Source organism: Haloarcula litorea (assembly GCF_029338195.1).
Lineage (GTDB): Archaea > Halobacteriota > Halobacteria > Halobacteriales > Haloarculaceae > Haloarcula > Haloarcula litorea.
On sequence record NZ_CP119781.1, the window covers coordinates 141,991 to 163,792 of the forward strand.

The window sequence follows — 21,802 nt, forward strand, 5'->3', positions numbered from 1 at the left end:
CCTTAGCCGCTGATAGTTTGCTGAGGGCCTGCTGCATACAGCGCGCGTATCTTGAAACCGTTCGTTGTCGAACGCCCGTTTTCAAGGACTATTATTGCAAAAACGTAACACCATCGGACAGCGTATGGATACAGTTGAGGAATCATGGAGATCGTCATCTCAGCAGACGGCACGCCCATTGCCTACGAACGAACCGGCAGCGGCCCGCCCCTCGTTCTTGTGCACGGGAGCGCCGATCTCCACACGTTCTGGGATTTGGCCGGGGCCCGTTCTGCCTTCGCGGAAGACTGTACGGTGTATGCGATGGACCGGCGTGGACGGGGTGAGAGTGGTGACGCTGCCGAGTACACACTAGAACGAGAGGCCGAGGACGTGGCAGCAGTCGTTAATGCGATAGACGAACCAGTAACGTTGCTTGGTCATTCCAGTGGAGCGCTTTTCTCTCTGGAGGCAGCCCTGCACACCGACAATTTGCGCAAACTCATCCTGAACGAACCTCCCGTAGCGGTCGGTGATCACGAACTCAACGTTGAAGAGACCGTCACTGAAATGAGAAGGTTACTGGAAGACGGTGAGCGCGAGCAGGCGCTCGTTCTGTTCCTGCAAGAAGTCGCCCAGCTCGCGCCGGAGGAACTCGACGCGGCTCGCTCGGCATCAATCTGGAAGGAGATGGTGAATGCTGCCAATACATTGCCCCGCGAGTTGCAAGCGATCGCTGAGTACGAGTTTGATGCTGCCCGGTTTGTAGAAATGACCACGCCGACCTTGGTGTTATCCGGCGGTGAAAGCCCGCCGTTCTACAAAGATGCAACGGAAGTGGTCACCGGCGCGCTTCCAAACAGCCGACTCGTTACCTTCGACGGGCACGCCCACGAACCCATGAACACCGCACCGGACCGCTTCGTTGACGAGGTACTCGCATTCGTCCGTGAATCAAACTAGCCGGGCCACAACCGGTCTCCGATCCATTTTCCGGCGGAGTTATTGTGACGAGCTGGCGTCAGCAACGAGAGGATCGCCGACGATCTCGATCCCGTACTGTTCGAGCTGCTCGATAACGCGGTTCATCTGTGCTTCCACCTCTGAATCATCTGGAATCGTCCATGTGTCGGCTGGGCTCCCGACCGACGCCCAGAGCTGTTCGAGGCCGGGTTCGTGGACGAACATAAGCCACCGCGTTTCTTCTTCAGTGAGGTAGCTGTGTGGCCGTCCGTGAGGTGCAAAGACTGTCGAGCCATTCGTCGCGGTGAAGCGCTCGCCATCAACTTCGAACGTCACTGTCCCGTCGATGATGTACCACATCTCATCATCAGATTGGTGTACGTGCATCGGCGGCGACTGTCCCGCAGGGACGTGCTCTTCGATCATCGAGAACGAGCCGTTGGTATTCTCCGCTGTGGCCTTCAGGACGGTGAGCGACCCGAGAGACCAGTACGCATCACCTTCTTGGGAGTCGAGCATCCACGCTTGCGGTTGTTCGTCCGTGTCCATGCGTCCATTACGTCTCCTCATAGTATAAGCGGCTAAGGTGGCTATTGCTGAATACCAGCCTCTATATTCAGCACGCTACATCTATCCGGTCCTGAGGGTTTCAACAGAGCCTACTAGTTCGATCTGCTTCGTGGCAACTGCTGTTTTTCAGGGGTCGGAATGGGTGAGCCCCGCCATAGGCTCGTGATTCGATGACCTCAGAGGACGACCCGTTTCACGACTGCGAGTTGGGTCCCGAGGCAATCCTCGGGACACGCACCTTCGAAGGCGTCCTGTTCACCGACAAGACGGAAACCCCGGTAAACGTGCTCACCGGCGAGACGCCCGCACATTCGCAGGCCACTGTCGAGGAAGCGAAGGCGTTCGCTGCGAGTATCGACACGGAGACGCCCCAGATCGCGCTCCCCGCATCCGTCGAGTCGCAGATCGAAACACAGAGCAAGCCCTACACGGCGGCCGCATTCTTCCACTTCAAGGCGACTGGCTCGCTCGAACGCCACCGCGCCTACCACGCCGCCTATGAGGCGGATGCGTTCGCGGTCGACTTCGAGGCAGATTACGCGTCGGGCGACCTGACCATCACTGTCGAACGAGCGGACGAAGCCTAAGAATCCGCCGTCACGAGGAGAGTTTTTCGAGCGCCGGCGATGGGTGCCGGCGCAGCTGGAGCGAGCAACGATTCCCGGTGCGTCGGCGTTTCGAGGTGTTCGAGATGCATATGGTGATTTACGCTCTGGTAGAGGCATCGGCGCACGACGACGCGCTGGCCACCGGAAAGTCAGTGTTCGACCGCTTGGTCGGCGCGGACCCACACGCCGGCGCCGTCTTCGATTACTATGTGACCTTCGGCGAGGAGGACACGTCCGTTGCGGGGAAGGCACGATGGGGGGAGTTGCCGACGGCAGCCCCCGTCGACTCCGATGACGGCCAGGACCTGCTCGAGCGTGGCTGGGAGGCGACGAAGGAGGAATTCGAGCGTAATCTCGACCGGGTGAAGGAGGCCATCGACGAGCTCTCCGACGAGGAGATCATGCGCGACGAGGACCTCGCCCGGCACGCCTTCCACCAGGTCGGTGCGTACGACGGCCCGACGGTCTTCCTGTACACCGAACACGGAACCGGCATTCGTCACCGTGGACAACTGGATCGACTCCTCGAGGAGAGTGAGGAGCTCTGGATCGTGCCCGCTGACGTCCACTTCTAAGAATGTCCCGTATCACCAACTGGCGACGCGAGAGCTGCTCGCCGACGCTCGCGTATCGGAACACCGAGACCGGTGCGCGAGCCGTCCTGCATCGAGCCCCGGATTCCTACCGGTACAAGTGGCGCGGAGCAATCATCGTCGACGGCTACCCGGTCTGGTCGCGGGGATACGAGACGAAGGACGCGACGTCATTCCGTGACGAACTCCGGGAGCGGCCCGCGCCGGACCTCAGCTGTCCGGAATGTCCGAACAACGACGTTTGCGTCGGCGAGAAGGCGGCAGACGGGGCGAAAGTTCAGCGGTGGTACGACTGCCCCAACTGTGGGTACGAAGCCCCCTCACGTATCATCTACGGCGCCGAACGGTGAGTGGGTGAGCGCTGGGCGCTGTTTTTCGGCCGGGCACGAGGTGGTGGCCCGGGACAACCGGGTGAGTCAACCAATGAGTCTCGAAGTACTTGACCGCCACAGCGAAGCACTGTTCGAGTTCCTCTGGTGTCCCGTCTGCGGGCAGGAGGTCTTCACTCACATTCCGTTCGAAGGTGTGTTCTGCAAGAACTGCAACACACAGGTCGAACTCCAAGAGTCCCGAGAGACACGCGGCTACGAGGAGGCCGTCCTCGCCTGCTTCGATTCGACCACGACCTGGAACCTCCACGTCGACGAGAAGCTCCGTCGCGACCTACCCGATGGGTCGGCACGGGTGAAGATCCTCGGCGCACCGGGTGCCTACAAGGTCGACTGGTGGAGTCCGGAGCCGGGTGAGGACTGGCAGCCGGTCGAACAAGGCGAGTTCGACGATGTCGACGAACCAGCCGATATCTCCCATCTCGCGTAGGGGAAAGCAGTCCCTGTGGCTGTTTTTCACCCCCTGAGGGGTGCGGGGGTGCTCGAACGAGTAGCTCCCGAACAGACCGATGAGTAGACCTAGCGACACACACTCGATTGAACAGACACACCCAGCGAGCGACTGCGACATCGCCTACGTCGGGTATCGGCAGAGCGGGCAGGCTATCGTCGAGAAACGTCCCGGTCAAGAACGGCTCACGCCAGAGCGGAGTCTCGAACTGGCGAACCACAGTCCCTCGGGATTCGAATGGGGATATGGTGGTAGTGGTCCGGCACAACTCGCGCTCGCACTCCTCCTCGATTACACGGATGACGAAGCGGTCGCCCTCGACCACTACCAAGAGTTCAAAACCGAGGTCGTGAGCCAACTGGACTGCGCAGGGTCTGCTGGAAGCTGGCGACTCACCGGAGCCGAGATCGACGCAGTCCTTCGCGCAACACCCGGCGAGCCGGCCGCACCGTCCATCTAAATACCAATCACCGAAAGTAACCCATGTCAGAACATACCCAACCATCTCGTGCAGATGATGAACCGGCTGAATCGAGCGAACAGACGACACGAACGGAGTACGTCGAACGCAGTGATGTCGGCGTCTCCCTCACAGTGAAGCTCAAACGTGGAACCGGTACCAGGGATCAGGACGAGGTAATCGCGAAAGCGAAAGGCAAGACCCTCGAAGACGCTCGCGAGGACATGGAGAATCTTCGGGAGTATATCCATGATCTCGCAGAGGATGCCCGCCAGATCCAACCCGAGGAAGAAGACGGGTAACGGCGAGGGCTGTTTTTTGTCGCCTCAGTAGTGGTGGAGGCGATCATCAGTGAGCAATCCAGATAGTCAAACAACAGACGCAAGCGAGCTTTCGCCAGAACAGCGGCTCGAGCCCCCGAATACGCGACTCATCAACGCTGGTATCGCGACGATTCACGACATGGAGACACTCCGAGCCTGCGTCGCCTACGAGAATGCTAACCAGAACCGGACGCATATTCTGCGACGCCTCGAGTGGAAGGCTAAGGAGCTCCGTGAGGACAAGGAGTAGATCCCGGTCTTAACCAACAATCCAGAGTTGTATCACTAATTGTTGGTTAATATGATGTAGTCCCGGTTTTTCGAGCCCCTGAATGGGTGCGGGGCGGCCAGCAGCGGCCTCGCAAGCCCAGTCATGTCCCTTGATCTGAGTGCAACTTCCAACACGGCAAGTGAAATCTCTGCCGCCAGACAAGCCGACGTCGTGGCCTTCCTCCATCGAGCGCCGTTCACCCCTGGATGCCTATAAGGTCGGATTCCTACCCGGGTTCCGAGAGGACTGTGGATACCAGCAGACCCAGTATCAGGACCTGAATATCCCCGTCGGAATGCTCGACAACGACTTCCGGAACCCCGATCTGGATCGATTCGTCGATCGGTTCTTCGAGTACGAACCTCAGGTCGGTGTCATCGGGGACGTCGACGAAATCGACGACGTCGACGCCCACGTCGCTGCTGCTCGTGAGATCCAAGCGAGCTATCCAGAGGCCGAGCTCATCGTCGTTCCGAAGTCCCAAGCAGTAATCGACGCGATTCCCGAGACCCTCGTCCTCGGGTATTCACGGGGATACGCCGACCGCCTGGCCCACGAGTTCTCCGACCCTGCCGATTGGAGAGGGCGGCGCGTCCACATCCTCGGCGGGAGTCCGCCCAAACAGCTCGATGCCATTCGACAGCTGACCAGACCGACACTCACGGACGAGCCACCAGCCGACATCGTCGGCGTCGACTGGAACGGGCTGCATCGCGGCGCGCAGTTCGGTGAGTTCTGGACGGCCGACGGCTGGGACGCCAGCGGTCGCGACGCCGACCACGTCACTGTCCGAAAGACGGTGCGCCACAGCCTCGCTCGCGTCCGTGAGTTTTGGAGGACCCACGGAATCTGGCCCGAAACGACACCGCGAGACGAGGGGCTCGACGTCGAGTACGAGGGCCCGAGTCCTGCCGATCTGGAGGACGCCGCCTGTACCGAGTGCGGGACGAACGTCTGGCGAACTCGCCGCGGCCCGTACGTCGCCGAGTACGATACCGGCGCAATCTGTGGATACTGCAGTTACGAGTGCTACTTCAACCACCGTCACCGGAACAACCTGGAGGAGATCGTCGGCGAGCAGAGCGTCTACCTCCCGCCGACGTGACTTCGCGACCTGTTTTTCGTGCCCCCCGAGAGGGCGAGGGCTCCTTCGAAAGCTCTCAGAGGTGACTTCCAGTGAGTCAACAACAGAGTCCCGACAACGTCTCGATCGACGAGATCCCGGTCGATATCGACAACACGCAATCAGCGGAGGTCGATTCCGCCGACGTGCCCGACGAAATCGAGTCCATCACCCGTGGGCTCGCCGGTGAGCAGCCGCCGACGAATCCCATAGTGGTTCTCAAAGCGGCCCGGTGGTGGTACATTCACGGCAAGGGTGGCACGGATCCCGCCTTCCAGTGGGCCATCGAGTGGGCGCGTCATCTTGCGACCGACACGCCCAGTGACGTCGAGCGATTCGACGAGTTCCTCGAGTACCTCGTCTCGGTTGGCTTTGCGGACGAACGTCACGAGCTCCGCTGACCGACAGAGCGGTTTTTTGAACGCCCCTGAGGGGTGCGGCGCGGTCTGAGCAGACGCAGTTGCCGTGAACTCGATTCGGTGAACACAATGGCTACGACTAGTGACTCGTCGGTCTCCTTCGACCAGACCGACACGCGATCAGACGAGATGAACAGCACTATCGAACAGTGGATCGACGACCTCGTCGCCGGCGTCGACGACGCGCAGGCTAGCGCGGAGTTCCAGGAGTGGCTGGACGTCCAGAGTCGCTTCCACGACTACTCCTACCGGAACACGCTCCTCATCAAGCAGCAGTGCCCCGAGGCGACGCGCGTCGCGGGCTACCGAACGTGGCAGGAGGAGTTCGATCGGCACGTCCAGGAAGGGGAATCGGCCATCTGGATCTGGGCGCCGATCATCACCAAGCAGTGCCCGGAGTGCGAGAACTCGCCGAGCTACCACGAGGACAGCGACTGTGAGTACGACGAGACGCCGCCCGAGGAATGGTCGGAGGGGCTGGTCGGGTTCAAGCCCGCGCCGGTGTTCGACATCTCCCAGACCGAGGGCGAGCCGCTTCCTGACCTGGACACGGAAGCGACCGGCGACGCAGGCGACCTCGTCGAACAGTTGACTGCCGCCGCTGATGAGCTCGGCGTGACGGTGCGAATCGTTCCAGCCGAGGAGTGGACCCACGGCGAGGCGAAGGGCATCTGCGAGCAGCTGAGCCTCGTCGACGTCCAACCGCTCGTCGAGGTGCGTGATCGGGAGAACGAGGCCGACCTTGCGCGAACGCTGATCCACGAGTACGCGCACGCCCTGCTCCACTTCGACGTCGACGACGACACCGAGCGGGCGAAACGCGAGGTCGAGGCCGAAGCCGTCGCGTACGTCGTCGGACGCTACTGCGGGCTCGACACGAGCGGATCGGCGTTCTACCTCGCTGCGTGGGAGTCGGACAATCCCGAGGTCGTTCGCGACCGACTCGGCCGGATTAGTCGGACGGCAGAGGAGCTCATCGACGTCCTTGAAGACTAATTCTCACGCCAGTTAGTTAACCAACAGATAGCTACGATTCCGCCTTTTTGTTGGTTAAGTCTATCAGACTCGCCTATAGTTATCAGTTGGTCGTCGATATTTTCGGGGCTGATCGAAAGTCCTGTACGCCGCAGTGAGGGTGAGAGAAGTAATTGACTCGGCCATAACTGTTGGACGCCGTCACCTCACGAACCGAACGTCGCCGGAATCCGGAAACGGACCTCCACAACCCCCGGTGCACCGATGGTGGTCACTCCCGTCAGCCGGAGAGGACGACGACGGGAGAGCCGGTCCGGTTACGCGGCACAGTTATTCGGTCCTAGTTCGAGTTCAGTCGCCTCGCTCTCGTCGTCGACAGTGTCTTTGCCCGTGTTGATGGCGATGACTGCCTCGTAGTTCGGGGGTTTCTCCGGGACGTCCTCGGTCAGACGCTCAACGAACGCGTCGCGGTCCAGTCCGAGAAAGTCGAGTTCGTTACGGAGGTCCCCGAGTCGGGCCTTAAGGGGATCCCCTGGTGAGCCGTTCTCGTAGCGACCATCGCTCGTGACGGTGAGGTGACCCGGCAGGATCGTCGTGTCGTCTGGAAGTTCGAGAATCGTCTCGTGGAGCGAGTCGTACAGCAGTTCCGCTCCTCGCGAGGCGTCGTCCTCACCGAACTGGAGTTCGGTCCGTCCAACGGAGTCAACGAACAACGTGTCGCCCGTCAACAGGAGTTCGCCGTCAACGAGGTAGTTCAGCATCTCGGAGGTGTGCCCGGGCGTGTGCAATGCCTCGATTTCGACCTCGCCGACCTCAATGGTCTCTCCATCCGATAGTGGTTCGTATTCGTACTGGACGCCACGCTCGCTGGCTGTGTCGCCGAGGTGGTAAGGCACGCCGATCTTGTCGGCGAGTACCGGGCTGCCAGAAATGTGGTCGGCGTGGACGTGCGTACCGAGTACACGAGTTATGGAGAGCCCGGCGTCCTGAGCGGCGACTTTGAACTGGTCGGTTTGGCGGCTCGCATCGACTACGACAGCCTCCTCCGCCTCCTTCGAGCCGACGACATAGCCGAGACAGCCCTTTGCTCGTCGCTGGACCTGCCGAACGATGAGATCGTCACTAGCCGTTTCGATGGGGACGGTCTCGTAGAGTTTGCTCCATGCCTCCATACCGCCAGTGACCGCGGAGACATCGTCGTAGCCGTACTCTTCGAGTTCGAATGCGAACGCCGTCGACGTTAGGCCCTTGCCACAGATGGCGACGACCGGCTGGCTGGCGTCCAGTTCGTTTACCCCGTTCAGTGGGTCTTCACTCAGTCCGTCGGCCGGGTCGTAGGGGACATTCTCTGCGTCGGGCACGTGCCAGGCCTCGAAGCTGTCTTCGGGGCGTGTGTCGATGAGTGTGAACCGTTCGTTCGCGTCGGTCTTCTCCGCGAGTTGTTCCGCGGTGATAGTTTTGACCATTATTTCTGACCTGTGTCTGGGTTCCGCTTGTTACCCCTCCCCCGTACGCCGTCACTGCCTAGCGCGTTCAATTACGCCCTCCTTCGGGGAAAGTGTTCTTGCGCGGAATCGTGGCCGCCTCGCGGTACGCCTCGCCGGCCGTGTAGTCATCACTGCGCTGGATAAACGGATACAGCGCGTCTGCGGGCGTGTTCTGGGCCCAACAATCGTCGCCGGCGGTCTCGACCAGGCCCATCAGCTCGTCGTCAGCAGGCGAGTGTTCCGCGATATATTCGACGATGACGTCGACCGGTATCGTCGCGACCTCGACGTCCTGAAACGGGACGCCGCAGTTGCTGAACTCACGCTGGAGTAGCCACGTCGAGAGCCAATTTTTAGCGCGCTCGCCTCTATACTCTCAACGATGCTCGAACTCTACCAGTCCGAAGGCTGTCCGCACTCCGGCAAGGTCCGCGAGAAGCTCTCCGAGCTCGGCGTCTCGTACGTCATCCACAACCCGCGGCTCCCTGGAGACCAAGGTGGCGACGTGACCAATGAACTCACACACGACGAGCTGGTGGCCGGCGGGAACGACCAAATTCCGTACCTCGTAGACATCGACCACGCTGTTACGGTGTACGGTAGCGACGACATCGTCAACCACCTCGAACAGCACTACCAGTAGCACCCTGGAACGGTGCTCCCGGCATCGAGCCGCTAACTCGGCGTCCAACCGTTCGTCGAGGTGCGTGATCGTAAGAACGTTGCCGACCTTGGGCGGACGCGGATCCACGAGAACACGCACGCCCTGCTTTACTTCAGCGTTGTCGATGACACTGAGCGGTCGAACGCGACGCCGAGGCAGAGGCGTCTAGCAACGTCGTCGGTCGCTTTTACGCGCTCGACACCAAGTGAGTCAACGTTCTATCCTGCCGCGTAGGAGTCGGGTGATTCGGGGGTGGTTCGTGACCGTTTGAGGTGCTCAGTCGAACGCCAGAAGAACTCGTCGACGTCGTCGAAGGCTACTCATCGCGTCCTTCGAATAAGGAACAGTAGTCATCACAAGAGGCGGATTTGGTTGGACGGTTGTCCTCAAATTACTCCTCAAGTCGGCGACGACGCTCTTCGAATTCCTCCTCGGAGAGCTCTCCACGAGCGTACCGGGAACGTAGCGTCGACAGTGCAGTATCCGTATGAGTTTGCTCATTAGCCGGGGTACGCCCGTGTGTGTAAACCCCATAGCCAACAATGAGAAGCACACTCAGTAGAATGAGTGACCAGAGAAGTGGCCACCAGCCGAAGCCACCCATTCCGCCGCCCATTCCACCCATCCCACCGGAGTGACCACTGCCGGCCTGTGCTGTGGCGATCCCAGTAAATGCACTCACTAGGATGGAGCCAACAGTACCGCGAGCGATTGTGGTTGTTAATTTGGAGGTCATGGTGCAGATTGTTCCGGACGGGATATCGCAGTAGCGGTCGATTCGCCTGCGTTATGGAGTGTCTCGAGGAACTCCTCGGCGTCAAGGGCAGCCATGCTCCCGGTGCCAGCGGAAGTGATCGCCTGTCGGTAGCGGGGATCAGCAACGTCGCCAGCAGCGAACACCCCATCGACGGCCGTCTGGGCTGTGGGCCGCCCAGCGTCGTCCGTCTGCGTGAAGACGTAGCCGCTCTCGTCCCGTTCGACGCCGGTGCCGTCGAGGAACTGCGTGTTCGGCGTGTGGCCGACGCCGTAGAACACGCCGCCGACATCGACGGTCTCCCGTTCCACGTCGACTCCGGACTCGGCCTTCTCTCTGGGATAGCCCTCGGGATGGGACACGAGCGTGGCGCCGGTAACGCCCTCCGCTTGCGAGCCGTGGATAGCTTCGAGTTCCGTGTTCCAGCGGAACCGAATGTCGTCGTGTTCGCGAGCACGGTCGGCCATGATCTCGGACGCACGCAGCTCCTCGCGGCGGTGAACGACCGTCACGGAGTCGGCGAACTTCGTGAGGAACAGCGCCTCCTCCATGGCGCTGTCGCCGCCACCGACGACGAGCACGTCGTCGCCGCGGTGGAACGCGCCGTCACAGGTCGCACACGTCGACAGCCCGTGCCCCATCAGGTCGTCTTCGTTCTCGGCGCCGACCCAGCGCGCGCTCGCGCCGGTCGCGACGATCAGCGACCGCGTGTAGACCGTGTCGCCGGTCGACAGCGATAGCTCCAGCGGCTGGCCGTCCAGGTCCGCGTCCTCGATGCGACCGTGTTCGAACTGCGCGCCGAACTGCTCGGCCTGCTCTTTGCCGCGCTGGACGAGGTCCACGCCGCCGACGCCGTCGGGGAAGCCAAGATAGTTCTCGACGTCGGTCGTCAGCGTGAGCTGGCCGCCAGGCTCGTCGCCCTCGAGGACGAGGGGGTCGAGGTCGGCCCGCGCAGCGTAGACCGCCGCTGAAAGGCCGGCTACTCCCGAGCCGGCGATAACGAGGTCGTGGATATCCTGAGTCATTTACTCGGTGTAGGTCTCGATGAGCGTTCGGAGTTGGTCTTCGCCTTGGAGACCGACAATTTCCTCGACCTGTTCACCATCGGCGAACAGGATCAGCGTGGGAACGCCCTGAACGCCGTAGGCAGCAGCGAGCTGCTGGTTGGCGTCGACGTCAACCTTTGCGACGGTCGCGTCGGTATCGGCGGCGAGCGTCTCGACAGTCGGTTCGAGCATCTGGCACGGCCCACACCAGTCGGCGTAGAAGTCCGTGAGGACGACGTCGTTCTCTGCGACGATGTCGTCGAGCTCGGACTGCCCGTCGACGTGGAGCGGTTCATTTGTGGACGCGGTGCCAGCGTCGGATGCAGTATCAGTTGCCATCACCAGTACGTATGCACCAGCGCTAATTAAGGGTTTTGGGAGATATATACAATACTACCCAATACAGCCCATCACCCGAAATACCGATCGGAACCCGAGACCGCGCAAAATTCTGCTCCCGATGGGAGTCTTAGAACCAGAGATAGAGAGAAGTAGAGCGTTAGCTTTCGGCTGCAGGAGCCGCAGTTTCGGTTTGTTCGTACTTGGTTTCGAACTCCTGGATAAGCTGCCCCATCTTCGCGTACCAGTCGTTGAGCAGGCGCTGCATGTCATCGGCGATCTTGGAGGGGTCAGTCGGCGAGTAGACGTGGTAGTAGCCACCCTGGTCGTAGTTGATCTGGTCTTTCTCGATGAAACCGGTCTGCAGCAGCCGTTGGACGGCACGGTAGGCCGTTGAGCGCTCACGATCGACTGCGTCGGCGATCTCGTCGACGGTCAGCGGTTCTTCGGCCTCGACGAGCGCCTGGAAGCACTCCTTGTCGAGCTCTTTTAGGCCGTGGAAGCACTCCAGCAGCCCCTCGCACTCCATGTCACTGCGGAGTTGTTCAGACATCGAATCTGGCATTAGTATCACTGAGTCGTAGGGGCTGTGCGGTTATAAGATTTTTGTATGGATTGCACAATTTCGTGCTATAGTGGACTGAGAACCGATGATGAGACTCCGCGGCAGAGAGTTACGTCGCCGAAAGCCGGCACCAGAAGCCAGTGTTGTCGTCGCGAAGCTCGCACACCGCAGCCAACAGGATCGCACCACTCACGACGACGGTCGCGCCGAAGATGAGCACGATACTCACGGTGTTGAGTACGCCGATGTCTAAGGCGGTGCCGACGCGTTTGGCGGCGACAGCGACGCTACCTGCGAGTAGCATCGTCGCGAAGTACCCCTTAATGTCGTCCTCGTCGACGAGGTTCGAGACGCCCGCGCCGATGCGCGCACCGAGCGCGCTGCCGGCGAGCAACGTCGCCACGACGGGAATCGCGACGAACCCGTCCCGGGCGTAGACGAACGCGCCGAAAGCACCCGAAATCGTGATTTGGAGGATGTCCGTCCCGACGGCGATGGCAGCCGGTACGCCCAGCCCGTACATCATCGCGGGCATCAGCAAGAAGCCCCCGCCGACGCCTAGGAGCCCGGAGAGGATACCGACGACCAGTCCGATGCCGAAGATGATACTCGCCGACACACGGACGTCACCGCGGAGCGTCACCATCGGCGGGATTTCCAGTGCCTGCACGCGCTCTGAGAGGTCGACGCTCGTCGAGGACGTCCCCGTAGCGCGGGCGTCGCGCAGCGTGAACAGGCCAACTGTTGCGAGCAGGCCGACGTACGCGACGCTGATGACGAGGTCGGCGTTGCCTGCCGCGTGGAGGGCGTCGACGACGCGCTTGCCGGCTTCGATGCCGAGCGTCATCGCGACGGTCGTGATGACTGCGAGTTTGTAGTCGACGTGGCCGTGGTCCCGGTGGCGGAGCGCGCCGATGACGCTCGTCCCGAACACGAACGCGAGCCCGCTACCGACGGCGACCCGCGACGGGTAGCCCATCACGAGGAGGGCGGGCGTGACAAGGAACGACCCGCCCATCCCGAAGAATCCGAACAGGATACCGATGAGCAGCCCGAATCCGACAAAGAAGCCAACGAGCAGCAGACTCATCCCAAGCAGTTCCACAGCTTACTCACCTCCGAGCGCTCGCTTCACGTTCGGACCGAGCGCCTTCGTAACGACGCCGTAGCCGACGTGGAGGACCATCGCTTCGAGCAACACGGCGCCGATCAGTCCAGCTGCTTGTACGGTCGAAGGGAGCGACAGCGTGTCGATCATCTCCGCGCCCCACCTCCTCGAGACAGATTTGTGCGAATCATACTTTTCTGCACATTCACCCGTAGCCGACAGCGTGTATTAACGCTTTTGGGACGACTGCACAATACTATTTCCGGTAGTGCTCCATAACTTATCGATGCAACACGAGTAGGTAAACAGCAAAGTGAGGGTGCGGAGGAAATCGTAGATACCGTCGAAAGAGAGGGAGAGAGCTTTCGACAGTTCAGTTATCAATCGGATGCCGCAGGCGCGGGTGGCTCGTGAGTACCGAACTCGGGATGGGTCTCCTCCATCCAGAGATACACCACAGCGCCGGACACGAACATCAGACCAGCGGTCAGATAAAACGCGGCTTCAACGTTCACGAACTCCATCGAGAATCCGATCAGGACCGCGCCGACGGCGTAGCCGGAGTCCCGCCACATCCGGTAGACGCCCACCCGCCGAGCGCCACGTCGGATGGGCTGCGTCGCTCGGGACCGTCATTAGGTTGGGGTACAGCAGCGCCATCCCTAGACCGGAGACGCCAGCCAGCACGGCCCACGGGAGGTAACTATCGACGAGCACCATCCCGAGGACGCCTGCGCCTGCGAGGAACATCCCGGCGATGACGGGCGGGCGGCGACCGATGCGGTCCGCGAGCCCGCCGGTCGCAATCTGGAGGAAGTACATCGCGCTGTGGACCCCGACGATGACCCCGACCGCTGCGATACCGAGCCCTTGGCTCACTAAATAAAGCGGGACGGCAATCCAGAACAGCGTGTCGACGAAGTTCTCGATGTGGCCGGCCTGCGCCGCTGCGAACAGCGTCCGGTCGCCGTACGTCGCGCGCTTCAGCACCTCATTGAACGGGAGGTTCGCGTCGTGATGGTCGTCGTCACCCTCGACCTGCGCATACTGAACGGTTTCCTTAATCAGGAAGATCGAAATGAGGAACGCCAGCACGACGACGACGCCGAGGAAGTAGAACGGTTCAGGCCGTAGACTCCACTGGCCGGCGATGACGCCCGTGACCCAAGCGCCGACGGCGACGCCAGTGTAGCCGAACGCCTCGTCGATGCCGACCGCAAGACCGCGCTGGTCGGGACTTGCGAGGTCGATCTTCGCGTTGATCGCCATACTCCAGGTCAACGCCTGGTTGATTCCCAGCAAAATGTTCCCCACCGTGATCCAACCCCAGCTCGGGGCGAAGATGAGAATAATCGGTAGAGGAAGCGCTGTTGCCCACCCAGCGATGAGGACGGGTTTGCGACCGTACTCCTCACCCCACTTGCCGGCGTAGAGATTGAGGATCGACTTCACGACGCCAAAGGACACGACGAAGGAGCCGATCACGAGGAACGACTCGACGCCGAGGACGTCCTCCCCCAGCACGGGTACGACGGTCCGTTCGGAGCCGATTGTCAGCCCAGTCGCGAAGACGAGCAGGACGTGCAGCGAGAACTGCCCGAGGTGTTCGCGGATTCCTTGTTCGAGTTCAGTTGTCGTAATCATTGGTTCTTGAGTTCAGTAGGTTCATTTGTGGGTTACAGTAGGAGGAACGCAGTGCCGTACGCGAGCGCGAACGAGAGGAGGAACGACCCTGCCCACGCCCCAACTGTCAGGAGAATTTTTCTGGCATCCACAGCTTCCCGACCACCAACGGCGGCACCGCTTCCGATGATGGCGCTGACGACGATCTCGTTGAACGAGACCGGGACGCCAAGCAGCACTGCCAGCTGGGCGATCAAGAACGACGGCACGAGCGCCGAGATGGAACGCCGCGGGCCGAGCGACGAGTAGTCCTGGGCGAGCGACTTAATCATTCGCGGCGCTCCCGTCCACGAGCCGACAAGCATTCCAAGGCCGCCGCCGACGAGCACGGCGAACGTCGAAACCATCCCGACCTCGTCGAGCAGCGGCAACAACGGCCCGACGGCGAGCCCGACCTGGCTCCCGCCCGCGGAGAACGCCACGAGTGACCCGAGCGCCAGCAGCACCCTCCGCAGGCCGCCGCGTTCGTCACGGCTGACGTCCCACCAGACGACAGCCGCGACGGCTAGCGCTGCGAAGCCGGTAATACTGACTGCCGAGGTGAGCCCGTCAACTACGAGCACCTGCTGTCCGAAACCGCGGAGTGTTCCTGACGTGCCCCCCTCACCCAGGAAGCTGAACTGGACGTTCATAAGGACGGCTCCGACAAGGCCGGCGAGGACAGGAATGCTGTACCGCTCGGGGACATCGGGACGCGGGAGGAGGCTCGCGATTGTGAACGCGATACCACCACCGACGAACGGCGTCAACATCCAGACGGCGGCGATCTGGCGGTACTTCGGCCAGACCGGCGTGCCACCGAGGGCGAGGCCGACACCGATGACGGCGCCGGTCACGGTGAACGCCGTCGCGATCGGATAGCCGGTCGTGATACCGACCGCCATCAGCCCCGCGCCCAACACGAGCACGAGGATGACGCCGGCGATCGGCAGGCTGATGCCGCCGACGAGGCCGCTCCCGATGGCTTCCGAGACGTTCCCTCCCTGCGTGACGGCGCCGGCGAAGCCGAACATGCCGACGAGGAACGCAGCCCGCATCGTCCCGATGGCGTTCGCGCCGACAGCAGGGGCGTACGGTGTTGCGCCGCTCGAGCCGGCGCCGATGACCCACGCCATGAACAGGCTGGCGAGCGCTGCACCGACGAAGAGGGCGATGAGAGCGGGGTCCATAGAAGTGAGTTAGTCTGCGCCCGTTACGGCGGTGTCACGTGCCTGGCTGCGGCTCCGCCAGTAGCCCTGGGCGTACGCGCCGAGGAACATCCCGGCGAGCGCCCAGAGAATCGTGATGTTGCCGACACCGAGGCTTGCGTACGCGGCGCCCGGACAGATGCCGGACAGCCCCCAGCCGACACCGAAGACGGCGCCGCCGACCAGGACGTTCCGGTCGAACGGTTTCAGGCGCCGCTCGTAGGGGTCACCTGTAAGGGGTGCGGCATCCCGGATCCGTGGCAGCAGCGCGAACGCGACCCCGGAGACGATAGCGGCCCCGAACATCACGAACGGGAGGCCGAAATCGTCGAACTGGAGGAAGTTCAGCACAACCTCTGGCCGCGCCATGTGGCTGAACCCGAGCCCGAACCCGAACACGATGCCGCCGACGAAGATCAACGGCTTGAACAGCGGATGGCGGTCACTCATGGGCTCACCCCCAGCGCGGCGACGACCTGTGCGGTCCCGATGGCGACGGTCAGGAACGTCACCACCCCGATCAGCGACGTCTTCGAGGCCGAACCGACGCCACAGACGCCGTGCCCGGACGTACAGCCCTTGCCGATTCGGGTTCCGATGCCGACCAAGATGCCGCCGAGGAACAGCCGCCACGGCTGCACCTCTGTCATCCAGAGCGTCACCCCGGCAACCTCGTACAGCTGGCCGGTCGTCCCGGGTTCGTACAGCGAACTCGTGACCAGTCCGGACTGGAACGTCGCCGCGAACGCCAGCCCGCCGAGGATGATGCCGGCCGTGAACACGACCCGCCAGTCACGCGAGCCGACGTACTGCTGGAAGCGGGACTGGTCGGACACGTACGACAGCGTCGACTCCAGGAACGTACTCGCCCCGGCTGGGATACCCGTCCCGATGTAAATCAGAACGGTGCCGAGCCCGACGAGCAGTCCGCCGACGGCGTACCGACTAATCCCGTTCGGGAACAGGTCGGCGGCCGTCTGGAGCAGTACTGGATCAGTGACCATCGGCGTCGTTAGTCACCCGCGAGCGAGTCTTGGCTGGCTGCGCAGTTGTTCGGCCCGAGTTCGAGCGTGAACGCTTCCTCGTCATCGACGGCGTTCTGTCCGAGGTTCGTCGCGATGATGTCCTCGTAGTTGGCCGGCCGCGGTGGCATGTCCGAGAGGATCAGCTCGACGAACTCTTCCTCGTCCATCGTGAGCGCGTCCATCTCGTCGACGAGCTCGCCGATGGGGGCGGTGTAGGTGCCGTCGGCAGCGGGCTCGGCGGCGTCGCTGAAGTGGGCCCCGCCGACGAGCGTGTCGTCGGGCAGGGAGAGGACGCGCTCCTGCAGTGACTCGTAGAGCATGCTCGCGGCCTCGGGGGCGCCGTCGTCACCCTCCTCGAGGTCCGGGCGGGCGACGCTCTCGACGAACAGCCCGTCGCCGGTCGCGAGCAGGCTGTCGTCGACGAGGTAGGAGGTCATCCCGGTCGTGTGGCCGGGCGTGTAGACCGCCTCGATGGTCGCGTCGCCGACCGTGAAGGTGTCGCCGTCCGCGGCCGTGGTCAGTTCGTCCGCGTACGTGACGCCACGGTCGACGGCGGCCTCGGGGATGACGCCCTCGACGCCCTCCGCGTCCAGATTCCGCACGCCCGAGATGTGGTCGGCGTGAACGTGCGTGTCCAGCGCGTACTGCAGGTCGACGCCGAGGTCGTCGGCGTCGTCGAGGTAGCGGTCGGTGAACGCCCGCAGCGGGTCGATAATCGCGGCTTCGCCGTCGTCGTAGAGGAGGTAGCCGAGACAGCCCGAGGAGGGGCGCTGGTACTGGAGGAGCGTGCCGGCGCCGTCGTAGCGCTCTACCTCGACGGCCTCGTAGATACTCGCCCAGCCGTTCATCCCGTCCTCGAGGTGGTTCACGTCGTAGCCGCGCTCGGCGAGCGTGCCCGCGACGAACTCGCTGGCGCCGCCCTTCGCACACAGGACGGTCACTTCGCGGTCGTCGGGGATCTGCTCGAGGACGTCCTCGTCGATGTCGTCCTCAAGGAACTCGAAGTACGGGATGTTGATCGACGTGACGTTTTCGCCGTCGATACGCCACTCCTCGTAGTCTGATTGCATGCGCGCGTCGAGGAGTGTGACGTCCTCGCCGGCGTCGATACGATCCTTCAGCGTCTCCGGGTCGACGGTTTCGACATCGGCATCCGGAGTCGGGAAGTCATCGGCGTTCATGTTGTGCAGTCGTTTCTACTGGGTGGACGTACAAAAGCATTTGCATAGAAGTTCCCCAACTACACAATACTGACCCGAGGTATAGACGGCCTGTTTTCCCTCAACCGCCCGGAATAAGGCATATAGGCCGAAATGTAGAGGGCCTCCCGCTATCGGGTTGTTGGAGTATTCCCAAGAACCGACAATCTTTTACTTGGGTGGAGGGTATTGTGCGATAGCTCCAATACAGACAAACGGAGCAGATAACCAATGAGTGCTGAATTCGACATTACGGAGACGCTAGACGTGAAAGGTGCATCGTGTCCCATGCCAGTGGTGAAAGCGAAGTCGGCCATCGACGAGCTCTCGGAGGGTGAAGTCCTCGAAGTGCTGGCGACCGACCCCGGAAGCATGAGCGACATCGACGGCTGGGCGGCCGGAACCGAGGGCGTCGAGCTCGTCGAGCAGGAGGAGGGCGACGACGTGTACAAACACTACGTCCGCAAGACGGAGTAACGATGAGTACGGACACACCCGACGCGCCGGCCGACGACGCGCCCTCGCGTGCGGAACTGGCCGCGCGCGTCGACGAACTTGAGGACGCGCTCGCCGAAGCCACGAGCGAGGACGAAGGCAAGAAGATGAGCATCATCGCGACGAAGGGCACGCTGGACATGGCGTACCCGCCGCTCATCCTCGCTAGCACCGCGGCCGCGTTCGGCTACGAGGTGACCGTCTTCCACACGTTCTGGGGGCTGGACATCCTCCACGAGGAGCGCTCGAAGAACCTCAAACTCAGCTCCGTCGGCAACCCCAACATGCCTGTCCCGAACGCCGTCGCGGCACTCCCGGGCATGGACCGCGTGACGACGAAGATGATGGAGAAGAAGATCTCGGACAACGACACCGCCACCATCGAGGAGCTCATCGAGACGAGCCTCGACATGGGCGTCGAGTTCCAGGCCTGTCAGATGACCATCGACCTCATGGACTACGACGAGGACGACTTCTACGACGGTGTCACCACGGGCGTCGGCGCGGCGACCGCCCTCCAAGACATGGCCGACGCCGACATCCAGCTCCTCGTCTAAACTCAGATGAACAAACTCGAGAATCCGATTCCCCAGATTGTCGATGCCGTCGCGGAGGCAGAGGGCGTCGAGCCAGTCACACTCGATCCGCCGCTAGCCGAGGTCGTCGATCCGGATGCGCTCGAAACGTTGGTCGAGGATTCAACGGCGTCTGACCTCGAAGTTCGATTCGCGTATCGAGGTCACGACATCGTCGTCGACAACAGTGGTCGCGTGCAGGTCGACTGAAGCAGACAGAATTTCTTTTCGATAGCGGAATCCCCCCGACGGCCACTCCAGGAGCGCCATCCGAGTTCAACGAGTAGACGCGGAGGGAGTGTCGTAGCGGGAGGCAGCGGAGAACAGCGGTCGCGTCAGGTCCACTCCATTTCGAGTGCGTCCAGCAGCCGCTCGAGCTCAGCGTGAGTGTTGACCCCGTGGACCGACGCGCGGACAGCGTCCGGCGTCGGCAGGTCGCGAACCACGATTCCCTCCGACGCGAGTCGGTCGACCGTCGCTTCGGGGTCGTCCACGTCGATTGTCACGAGTCCCGACTCGGGGTCTGCAGGACTGAGAAGCCGGTCGTCGGGAACCCCATCGGCCAGCCGACCGGCCAATTCCTGGATTCGGGCAGCGATACGGTCGACTCCAACTTCGTCGATCGCCTCGATGGCTTCCGCTAGGGCGACGTGTGGAGCCGGGTTCGCCGAGCCGACCTCGAATCGGCGGGCGCCAGCTGCGAACTCGTAGGGGTCTGCAGTCGGCGTCTCGACGCTTCGGTATCCAACTGTGGTGGGTAGGAGGGAGTCAGCAGCTGTCCGGTCGACGTAGAGGAAGCCGCCGCCCCACAGTCCCAGCAGCCACTTGTGACCGGCCGCCGCGACGGCGTCCGCACCCCACTCGCCGACGTCCATCGGGAGCTGTCCAGGCACCTGGACAGCGTCGACGAGCGTGAACGCACCAGCCTCGTGAGCGATGTCGACGAGGTCGGCGACGGGCAACTGGGTGCCGTGCGTCCACGTCACCGCGCTGAAACAGGCTAGGCGCGCGTCCTCGACTACCTCGGCGAAGGCGTCGAGGTCGACGCGACCGTTCTCTGTCTCGACGACGCGAACCTCGACACCCTCCTGTTCTAGGCGTTGCCACGGGAGCGTCCCGGCCGGGTGTTCGAGGTCGGTTCGAACGACGGTGTCACCGGGCTCCCAGTCGATGGCGGTCGCGACAGCGTTGATGCCCGCAGTCGTGCTCTCCGTGAGCGCGATCTCGTCGTCGTCCGCACCGACGAAGGTGGCGACGCGCTCCCGCACGCGGTCGTAGGCCTCGAACGCCACCTCGTAGGGGTCGTTTCGCGTGCTCGTCTCGTACTCGTGTGACCGTACGAACTCGTCAGCAGCCTCGACAACGTACCGTGGACTCGGCCCGTGAGCGCCGAAATTCAGGTAGACGTCCTCGTGCAGCGCGGGCGTGTCGGCGCGAAGTTCTCTCGGGTTCATCTCGTTGTCGGTGAGTTAGTCCCGATACCGGGCAATCAGGTCGCGGAGCGTCTGTTCGTTCTGGCCGCCGCGAAGCTGTTTCACCGGTTTCCCGTCGGCGAAGAGGACGAACGTGGGCGTGCTCTGGGCACCGAACTCGATCGCCGTCTCGAGGTTCGACTCGATGTCGATCGTCAGCACCGTCGCGTCAGTGTCTTCCGCGAGGGCTTCGAGAACCGGCTTCATCCGCTTGCAGGTGCCACACCACTCCGTGTAGAACTCCACGAGCGCGACGCTACTGTCTTCGACGACCGTTTCGAGGTCGTCGTCATCAAGCGAAACCACGCGGTCCGTCTTCGCTGTCTGCGTTGCCATTACCAGCCTCTACGCACCCGGTGTTTAATAGTCTTGGGCCTGCCACACAATACAATACGGTACGGTCACTCCCCGTCTACATCGACCGGGAAAGTGGCCCGCCTCGGAGAGAGCGGTTAGTGTGACTTCTCCGTGGATTGCGCACGGCCGAGCGCGCCTGCAAGCGCCAGCAAATAGCCCAACCCGTACTGAACATCCGGATCACGTAATCCGCGAAGCAGACCAACGGCCCCGACCTGCTCGGGGGAGCTCTGCTCCGCCTCACCGACACTCTCCAGCAGCGTTTGGATGCCATCACGAGTATCGTCGTCAGCGGCCGTCTGCGCGACCTCGCCGACCGCAGCACCGGTACCGGCCATGACGTGACCATCTCGTCGTCGAGCGCCGCGGTCGCCAACGACCCTACCTCCGCGAGTTCGGCCAGGTCGTCGAGCGTTCCGCTTTGCTGGAGCGCGAGCAACGTATCAAGGGCCTCCCGCAGGTCGTCGCCGTTCTCCCCGACCGTTTCGGCCAGCGCCACGGTCTCGTCGGTCGCCAGCCCGTCCGCAGACTCTGCCAGTGTCGATCCCGTGGCCGAGAGCTCGCGGACCATCTCGTCGTCGAGCGCGCTCTCGCCCAGCGAGAGCACGTCCAGTAGCTCGTTGACGGCGTCGAGGTGCTCCACGAACTCGGCGACCGCCTCGGGGTTCTGCTCGATCGCCGCTTCGAGGTCGGTCGGCGCGGTAGCCTGGTTCTCGGACATG

Annotated in this window: 29 protein-coding genes and 3 pseudogenes; 15 read left to right on the forward strand and 17 right to left on the reverse strand. The window is 62.4% G+C overall.

Annotated elements, in window-relative coordinates:
• Positions 1-144 precede the first annotated feature (144 nt).
• A complete protein-coding gene (locus P0592_RS19790; protein ID WP_276274213.1) occupies positions 145-942 on the forward strand; it encodes an alpha/beta fold hydrolase in 798 nt (265 codons plus the stop codon).
• A 39-nt stretch (positions 943-981) separates the two neighbouring features.
• On the opposite strand, the gene P0592_RS19795 is transcribed toward P0592_RS19790, so the two are convergent.
• Positions 982-1,491, reverse strand: a complete 510-nt coding sequence (locus tag P0592_RS19795; protein WP_276274214.1) for a cupin domain-containing protein — start codon at positions 1,489-1,491, stop codon at positions 982-984.
• Between the two features lie 191 nt (positions 1,492-1,682).
• On the opposite strand from P0592_RS19795, the gene P0592_RS19800 reads away from it, so the two are divergent.
• The 10 genes and pseudogenes from P0592_RS19800 (at position 1,683) to P0592_RS19845 (ending at position 7,145) form a co-directional block, all read left to right on the forward strand.
• Complete coding sequence (locus tag P0592_RS19800) at positions 1,683-2,099, forward strand: DUF8025 family protein (RefSeq protein WP_276274215.1); 417 nt, start codon at positions 1,683-1,685, stop codon at positions 2,097-2,099.
• Between the two features lie 104 nt (positions 2,100-2,203).
• Complete coding sequence (locus P0592_RS19805) at positions 2,204-2,695, forward strand: DUF7995 family protein (protein WP_276274340.1); 492 nt, start codon at positions 2,204-2,206, stop codon at positions 2,693-2,695.
• 2 nt (positions 2,696-2,697) lie between these two features.
• A complete protein-coding gene (locus P0592_RS19810) occupies positions 2,698-3,063 on the forward strand; it encodes a DUF7568 family protein (protein ID WP_276274216.1) in 366 nt (121 codons plus the stop codon).
• Positions 3,064-3,136: 73 nt separating this feature from the next.
• A complete protein-coding gene (locus tag P0592_RS19815) occupies positions 3,137-3,532 on the forward strand; it encodes a DUF7567 family protein (RefSeq protein WP_276274217.1) in 396 nt (131 codons plus the stop codon).
• A 79-nt stretch (positions 3,533-3,611) separates the two neighbouring features.
• Positions 3,612-4,013 (forward strand): DUF6166 domain-containing protein, encoded by a 402-nt coding sequence (locus tag P0592_RS19820; protein ID WP_276274218.1) that lies wholly within the window; start codon positions 3,612-3,614, stop codon positions 4,011-4,013.
• A gap of 23 nt (positions 4,014-4,036) precedes the next feature.
• A complete protein-coding gene (locus tag P0592_RS19825) occupies positions 4,037-4,315 on the forward strand; it encodes a DUF7389 domain-containing protein (protein ID WP_276274219.1) in 279 nt (92 codons plus the stop codon).
• 49 nt (positions 4,316-4,364) lie between these two features.
• The gene (locus P0592_RS19830; RefSeq protein ID WP_276274220.1) at positions 4,365-4,586 is read left to right on the forward strand and encodes a DUF8129 domain-containing protein; all 222 of its coding nucleotides are present in this window, start codon (positions 4,365-4,367) and stop codon (positions 4,584-4,586) included.
• Positions 4,587-4,709: 123 nt separating this feature from the next.
• Positions 4,710-5,712: pseudogene (locus P0592_RS19835) on the forward strand (DUF6610 family protein).
• Between the two features lie 71 nt (positions 5,713-5,783).
• The gene (locus P0592_RS19840; RefSeq protein ID WP_276274221.1) at positions 5,784-6,131 is read left to right on the forward strand and encodes a DUF8013 domain-containing protein; all 348 of its coding nucleotides are present in this window, start codon (positions 5,784-5,786) and stop codon (positions 6,129-6,131) included.
• Between the two features lie 87 nt (positions 6,132-6,218).
• The gene (locus P0592_RS19845) at positions 6,219-7,145 is read left to right on the forward strand and encodes an ArdC-like ssDNA-binding domain-containing protein (protein ID WP_276274222.1); all 927 of its coding nucleotides are present in this window, start codon (positions 6,219-6,221) and stop codon (positions 7,143-7,145) included.
• Positions 7,146-7,441: 296 nt separating this feature from the next.
• On the opposite strand, the gene P0592_RS19850 is transcribed toward P0592_RS19845, so the two are convergent.
• Together P0592_RS19850 and P0592_RS19855 are read right to left on the reverse strand one after the other, a co-directional pair.
• Entirely contained in the window at positions 7,442-8,590 is a 1,149-nt protein-coding gene (locus P0592_RS19850) for an MBL fold metallo-hydrolase (RefSeq protein WP_276274223.1), read from the reverse strand.
• A 67-nt stretch (positions 8,591-8,657) separates the two neighbouring features.
• The gene (locus P0592_RS19855; protein ID WP_276274224.1) at positions 8,658-8,825 is read right to left on the reverse strand and encodes a hypothetical protein; all 168 of its coding nucleotides are present in this window, start codon (positions 8,823-8,825) and stop codon (positions 8,658-8,660) included.
• 168 nt (positions 8,826-8,993) lie between these two features.
• Between P0592_RS19855 and P0592_RS19860 the strand changes: the two genes are divergently transcribed.
• Positions 8,994-9,254 (forward strand): glutathione S-transferase N-terminal domain-containing protein, encoded by a 261-nt coding sequence (locus P0592_RS19860; protein WP_115864202.1) that lies wholly within the window; start codon positions 8,994-8,996, stop codon positions 9,252-9,254.
• Between the two features lie 412 nt (positions 9,255-9,666).
• On the opposite strand, the gene P0592_RS20185 is transcribed toward P0592_RS19860, so the two are convergent.
• The 11 genes and pseudogenes from P0592_RS20185 to P0592_RS19920 all read right to left on the reverse strand — a co-directional run bounded on the left by P0592_RS20185 (position 9,667) and on the right by P0592_RS19920 (position 18,163).
• Entirely contained in the window at positions 9,667-10,011 is a 345-nt protein-coding gene (locus P0592_RS20185; protein ID WP_336406687.1) for an SHOCT domain-containing protein, read from the reverse strand.
• Positions 10,008-11,054, reverse strand: coding sequence for an NAD(P)/FAD-dependent oxidoreductase (locus P0592_RS19875; protein WP_276274225.1), 1,047 nt, complete (start codon positions 11,052-11,054; stop codon positions 10,008-10,010). The genes P0592_RS20185 and P0592_RS19875 overlap by 4 nt, the downstream gene beginning before the upstream one ends.
• Positions 11,055-11,414, reverse strand: coding sequence for a thioredoxin (gene trxA / locus P0592_RS19880; RefSeq protein ID WP_276274226.1), 360 nt, complete (start codon positions 11,412-11,414; stop codon positions 11,055-11,057). It abuts the gene before it with no gap.
• Between the two features lie 160 nt (positions 11,415-11,574).
• Complete coding sequence (locus P0592_RS19885) at positions 11,575-11,979, reverse strand: helix-turn-helix domain-containing protein (RefSeq protein WP_276274227.1); 405 nt, start codon at positions 11,977-11,979, stop codon at positions 11,575-11,577.
• A 109-nt stretch (positions 11,980-12,088) separates the two neighbouring features.
• The gene (locus P0592_RS19890) at positions 12,089-13,069 is read right to left on the reverse strand and encodes a sulfite exporter TauE/SafE family protein (protein ID WP_276274342.1); all 981 of its coding nucleotides are present in this window, start codon (positions 13,067-13,069) and stop codon (positions 12,089-12,091) included.
• Between the two features lie 18 nt (positions 13,070-13,087).
• Positions 13,088-13,237 carry a DUF7512 family protein gene (locus tag P0592_RS19895; protein ID WP_276274228.1) on the reverse strand — a complete coding sequence of 50 codons (150 nt, stop codon included), beginning with the start codon at positions 13,235-13,237 and terminating at the stop codon, positions 13,088-13,090.
• Positions 13,238-13,467: 230 nt separating this feature from the next.
• A pseudogene (locus P0592_RS19900) lies at positions 13,468-14,731 on the reverse strand (MFS transporter).
• Between the two features lie 32 nt (positions 14,732-14,763).
• Complete coding sequence (locus P0592_RS19905; protein ID WP_276274229.1) at positions 14,764-15,939, reverse strand: inorganic phosphate transporter; 1,176 nt, start codon at positions 15,937-15,939, stop codon at positions 14,764-14,766.
• A 9-nt stretch (positions 15,940-15,948) separates the two neighbouring features.
• Positions 15,949-16,407 carry a YeeE/YedE family protein gene (locus P0592_RS19910; RefSeq protein WP_276274230.1) on the reverse strand — a complete coding sequence of 153 codons (459 nt, stop codon included), beginning with the start codon at positions 16,405-16,407 and terminating at the stop codon, positions 15,949-15,951.
• The gene (locus P0592_RS19915) at positions 16,404-16,961 is read right to left on the reverse strand and encodes a YeeE/YedE family protein (RefSeq protein WP_276274231.1); all 558 of its coding nucleotides are present in this window, start codon (positions 16,959-16,961) and stop codon (positions 16,404-16,406) included. The genes P0592_RS19910 and P0592_RS19915 overlap by 4 nt, the downstream gene beginning before the upstream one ends.
• An 8-nt stretch (positions 16,962-16,969) precedes the next feature.
• On the reverse strand, positions 16,970-18,163 hold the full coding sequence (locus P0592_RS19920) for an MBL fold metallo-hydrolase (RefSeq protein WP_276274232.1): 1,194 nt from the start codon (positions 18,161-18,163) through the stop codon (positions 16,970-16,972).
• Positions 18,164-18,412: 249 nt separating this feature from the next.
• Here P0592_RS19920 and P0592_RS19925 point away from each other — a divergent pair, with 249 nt between their 5' ends.
• Genes P0592_RS19925 through P0592_RS19935 form a run of 3 tightly spaced genes read left to right on the forward strand, consistent with a single transcriptional unit; the run spans position 18,413 to position 19,461 of the window.
• On the forward strand, positions 18,413-18,658 hold the full coding sequence (locus P0592_RS19925) for a sulfurtransferase TusA family protein (RefSeq protein WP_276274233.1): 246 nt from the start codon (positions 18,413-18,415) through the stop codon (positions 18,656-18,658).
• 2 nt (positions 18,659-18,660) lie between these two features.
• Positions 18,661-19,233: a DsrE/DsrF/DrsH-like family protein gene (locus P0592_RS19930; protein WP_276274234.1), complete on the forward strand. Its 573-nt coding sequence runs from the start codon at positions 18,661-18,663 to the stop codon at positions 19,231-19,233.
• 6 nt (positions 19,234-19,239) lie between these two features.
• Positions 19,240-19,461: a HalOD1 output domain-containing protein gene (locus P0592_RS19935; RefSeq protein ID WP_276274235.1), complete on the forward strand. Its 222-nt coding sequence runs from the start codon at positions 19,240-19,242 to the stop codon at positions 19,459-19,461.
• 125 nt (positions 19,462-19,586) lie between these two features.
• Here P0592_RS19935 and P0592_RS19940 read toward each other — a convergent pair whose 3' ends face one another.
• From P0592_RS19940 to P0592_RS19950, 3 genes and pseudogenes are all read right to left on the reverse strand, one after another.
• Entirely contained in the window at positions 19,587-20,705 is a 1,119-nt protein-coding gene (locus P0592_RS19940) for an aminotransferase class V-fold PLP-dependent enzyme (protein ID WP_276274236.1), read from the reverse strand.
• 15 nt (positions 20,706-20,720) lie between these two features.
• The gene (locus P0592_RS19945) at positions 20,721-21,059 is read right to left on the reverse strand and encodes a thioredoxin family protein (RefSeq protein ID WP_276274237.1); all 339 of its coding nucleotides are present in this window, start codon (positions 21,057-21,059) and stop codon (positions 20,721-20,723) included.
• A gap of 116 nt (positions 21,060-21,175) precedes the next feature.
• A pseudogene (locus P0592_RS19950) lies at positions 21,176-21,801 on the reverse strand (helical membrane plugin domain-containing protein).
• Between the last annotated feature and the right edge of the window lies 1 nt (position 21,802).

Bases quoted from the DNA above. Each gene is read 5' to 3' on its own strand.
- P0592_RS19885 (WP_276274227.1), bottom strand. From the start codon at position 11,979: ATGCCAGATTCGATGTCTGAACAACTCCGCAGTGACATGGAGTGCGAG.
- P0592_RS19905 (WP_276274229.1), bottom strand. From the start codon at position 15,939: ATGGACCCCGCTCTCATCGCCCTCTTCGTCGGTGCAGCGCTCGCCAGC.
- P0592_RS19805 (WP_276274340.1), top strand. From the start codon at position 2,204: ATGCATATGGTGATTTACGCTCTGGTAGAGGCATCGGCGCACGACGAC.
- P0592_RS19915 (WP_276274231.1), bottom strand. From the start codon at position 16,961: ATGGTCACTGATCCAGTACTGCTCCAGACGGCCGCCGACCTGTTCCCG.
- P0592_RS19790 (WP_276274213.1), top strand. From the start codon at position 145: ATGGAGATCGTCATCTCAGCAGACGGCACGCCCATTGCCTACGAACGA.
- P0592_RS19810 (WP_276274216.1), top strand. From the start codon at position 2,698: ATGTCCCGTATCACCAACTGGCGACGCGAGAGCTGCTCGCCGACGCTC.
- P0592_RS19800 (WP_276274215.1), top strand. From the start codon at position 1,683: ATGACCTCAGAGGACGACCCGTTTCACGACTGCGAGTTGGGTCCCGAG.
- P0592_RS19845 (WP_276274222.1), top strand. From the start codon at position 6,219: ATGGCTACGACTAGTGACTCGTCGGTCTCCTTCGACCAGACCGACACG.
- P0592_RS19825 (WP_276274219.1), top strand. From the start codon at position 4,037: ATGTCAGAACATACCCAACCATCTCGTGCAGATGATGAACCGGCTGAA.
- P0592_RS19940 (WP_276274236.1), bottom strand. From the start codon at position 20,705: ATGAACCCGAGAGAACTTCGCGCCGACACGCCCGCGCTGCACGAGGAC.
- P0592_RS20185 (WP_336406687.1), bottom strand. From the start codon at position 10,011: ATGACCTCCAAATTAACAACCACAATCGCTCGCGGTACTGTTGGCTCC.
- P0592_RS19945 (WP_276274237.1), bottom strand. From the start codon at position 21,059: ATGGCAACGCAGACAGCGAAGACGGACCGCGTGGTTTCGCTTGATGAC.
- P0592_RS19890 (WP_276274342.1), bottom strand. From the start codon at position 13,069: ATGAGTCTGCTGCTCGTTGGCTTCTTTGTCGGATTCGGGCTGCTCATC.
- P0592_RS19855 (WP_276274224.1), bottom strand. From the start codon at position 8,825: ATGGGCCTGGTCGAGACCGCCGGCGACGATTGTTGGGCCCAGAACACG.
- P0592_RS19935 (WP_276274235.1), top strand. From the start codon at position 19,240: ATGAACAAACTCGAGAATCCGATTCCCCAGATTGTCGATGCCGTCGCG.
- P0592_RS19815 (WP_276274217.1), top strand. From the start codon at position 3,137: ATGAGTCTCGAAGTACTTGACCGCCACAGCGAAGCACTGTTCGAGTTC.
- P0592_RS19860 (WP_115864202.1), top strand. From the start codon at position 8,994: ATGCTCGAACTCTACCAGTCCGAAGGCTGTCCGCACTCCGGCAAGGTC.
- P0592_RS19910 (WP_276274230.1), bottom strand. From the start codon at position 16,407: ATGAGTGACCGCCATCCGCTGTTCAAGCCGTTGATCTTCGTCGGCGGC.
- P0592_RS19875 (WP_276274225.1), bottom strand. From the start codon at position 11,054: ATGACTCAGGATATCCACGACCTCGTTATCGCCGGCTCGGGAGTAGCC.
- P0592_RS19795 (WP_276274214.1), bottom strand. From the start codon at position 1,491: ATGGACACGGACGAACAACCGCAAGCGTGGATGCTCGACTCCCAAGAA.
- P0592_RS19820 (WP_276274218.1), top strand. From the start codon at position 3,612: ATGAGTAGACCTAGCGACACACACTCGATTGAACAGACACACCCAGCG.
- P0592_RS19925 (WP_276274233.1), top strand. From the start codon at position 18,413: ATGAGTGCTGAATTCGACATTACGGAGACGCTAGACGTGAAAGGTGCA.
- P0592_RS19895 (WP_276274228.1), bottom strand. From the start codon at position 13,237: ATGATCGACACGCTGTCGCTCCCTTCGACCGTACAAGCAGCTGGACTG.
- P0592_RS19930 (WP_276274234.1), top strand. From the start codon at position 18,661: ATGAGTACGGACACACCCGACGCGCCGGCCGACGACGCGCCCTCGCGT.
- P0592_RS19850 (WP_276274223.1), bottom strand. From the start codon at position 8,590: ATGGTCAAAACTATCACCGCGGAACAACTCGCGGAGAAGACCGACGCG.
- trxA (WP_276274226.1), bottom strand. From the start codon at position 11,414: ATGGCAACTGATACTGCATCCGACGCTGGCACCGCGTCCACAAATGAA.
- P0592_RS19920 (WP_276274232.1), bottom strand. From the start codon at position 18,163: ATGAACGCCGATGACTTCCCGACTCCGGATGCCGATGTCGAAACCGTC.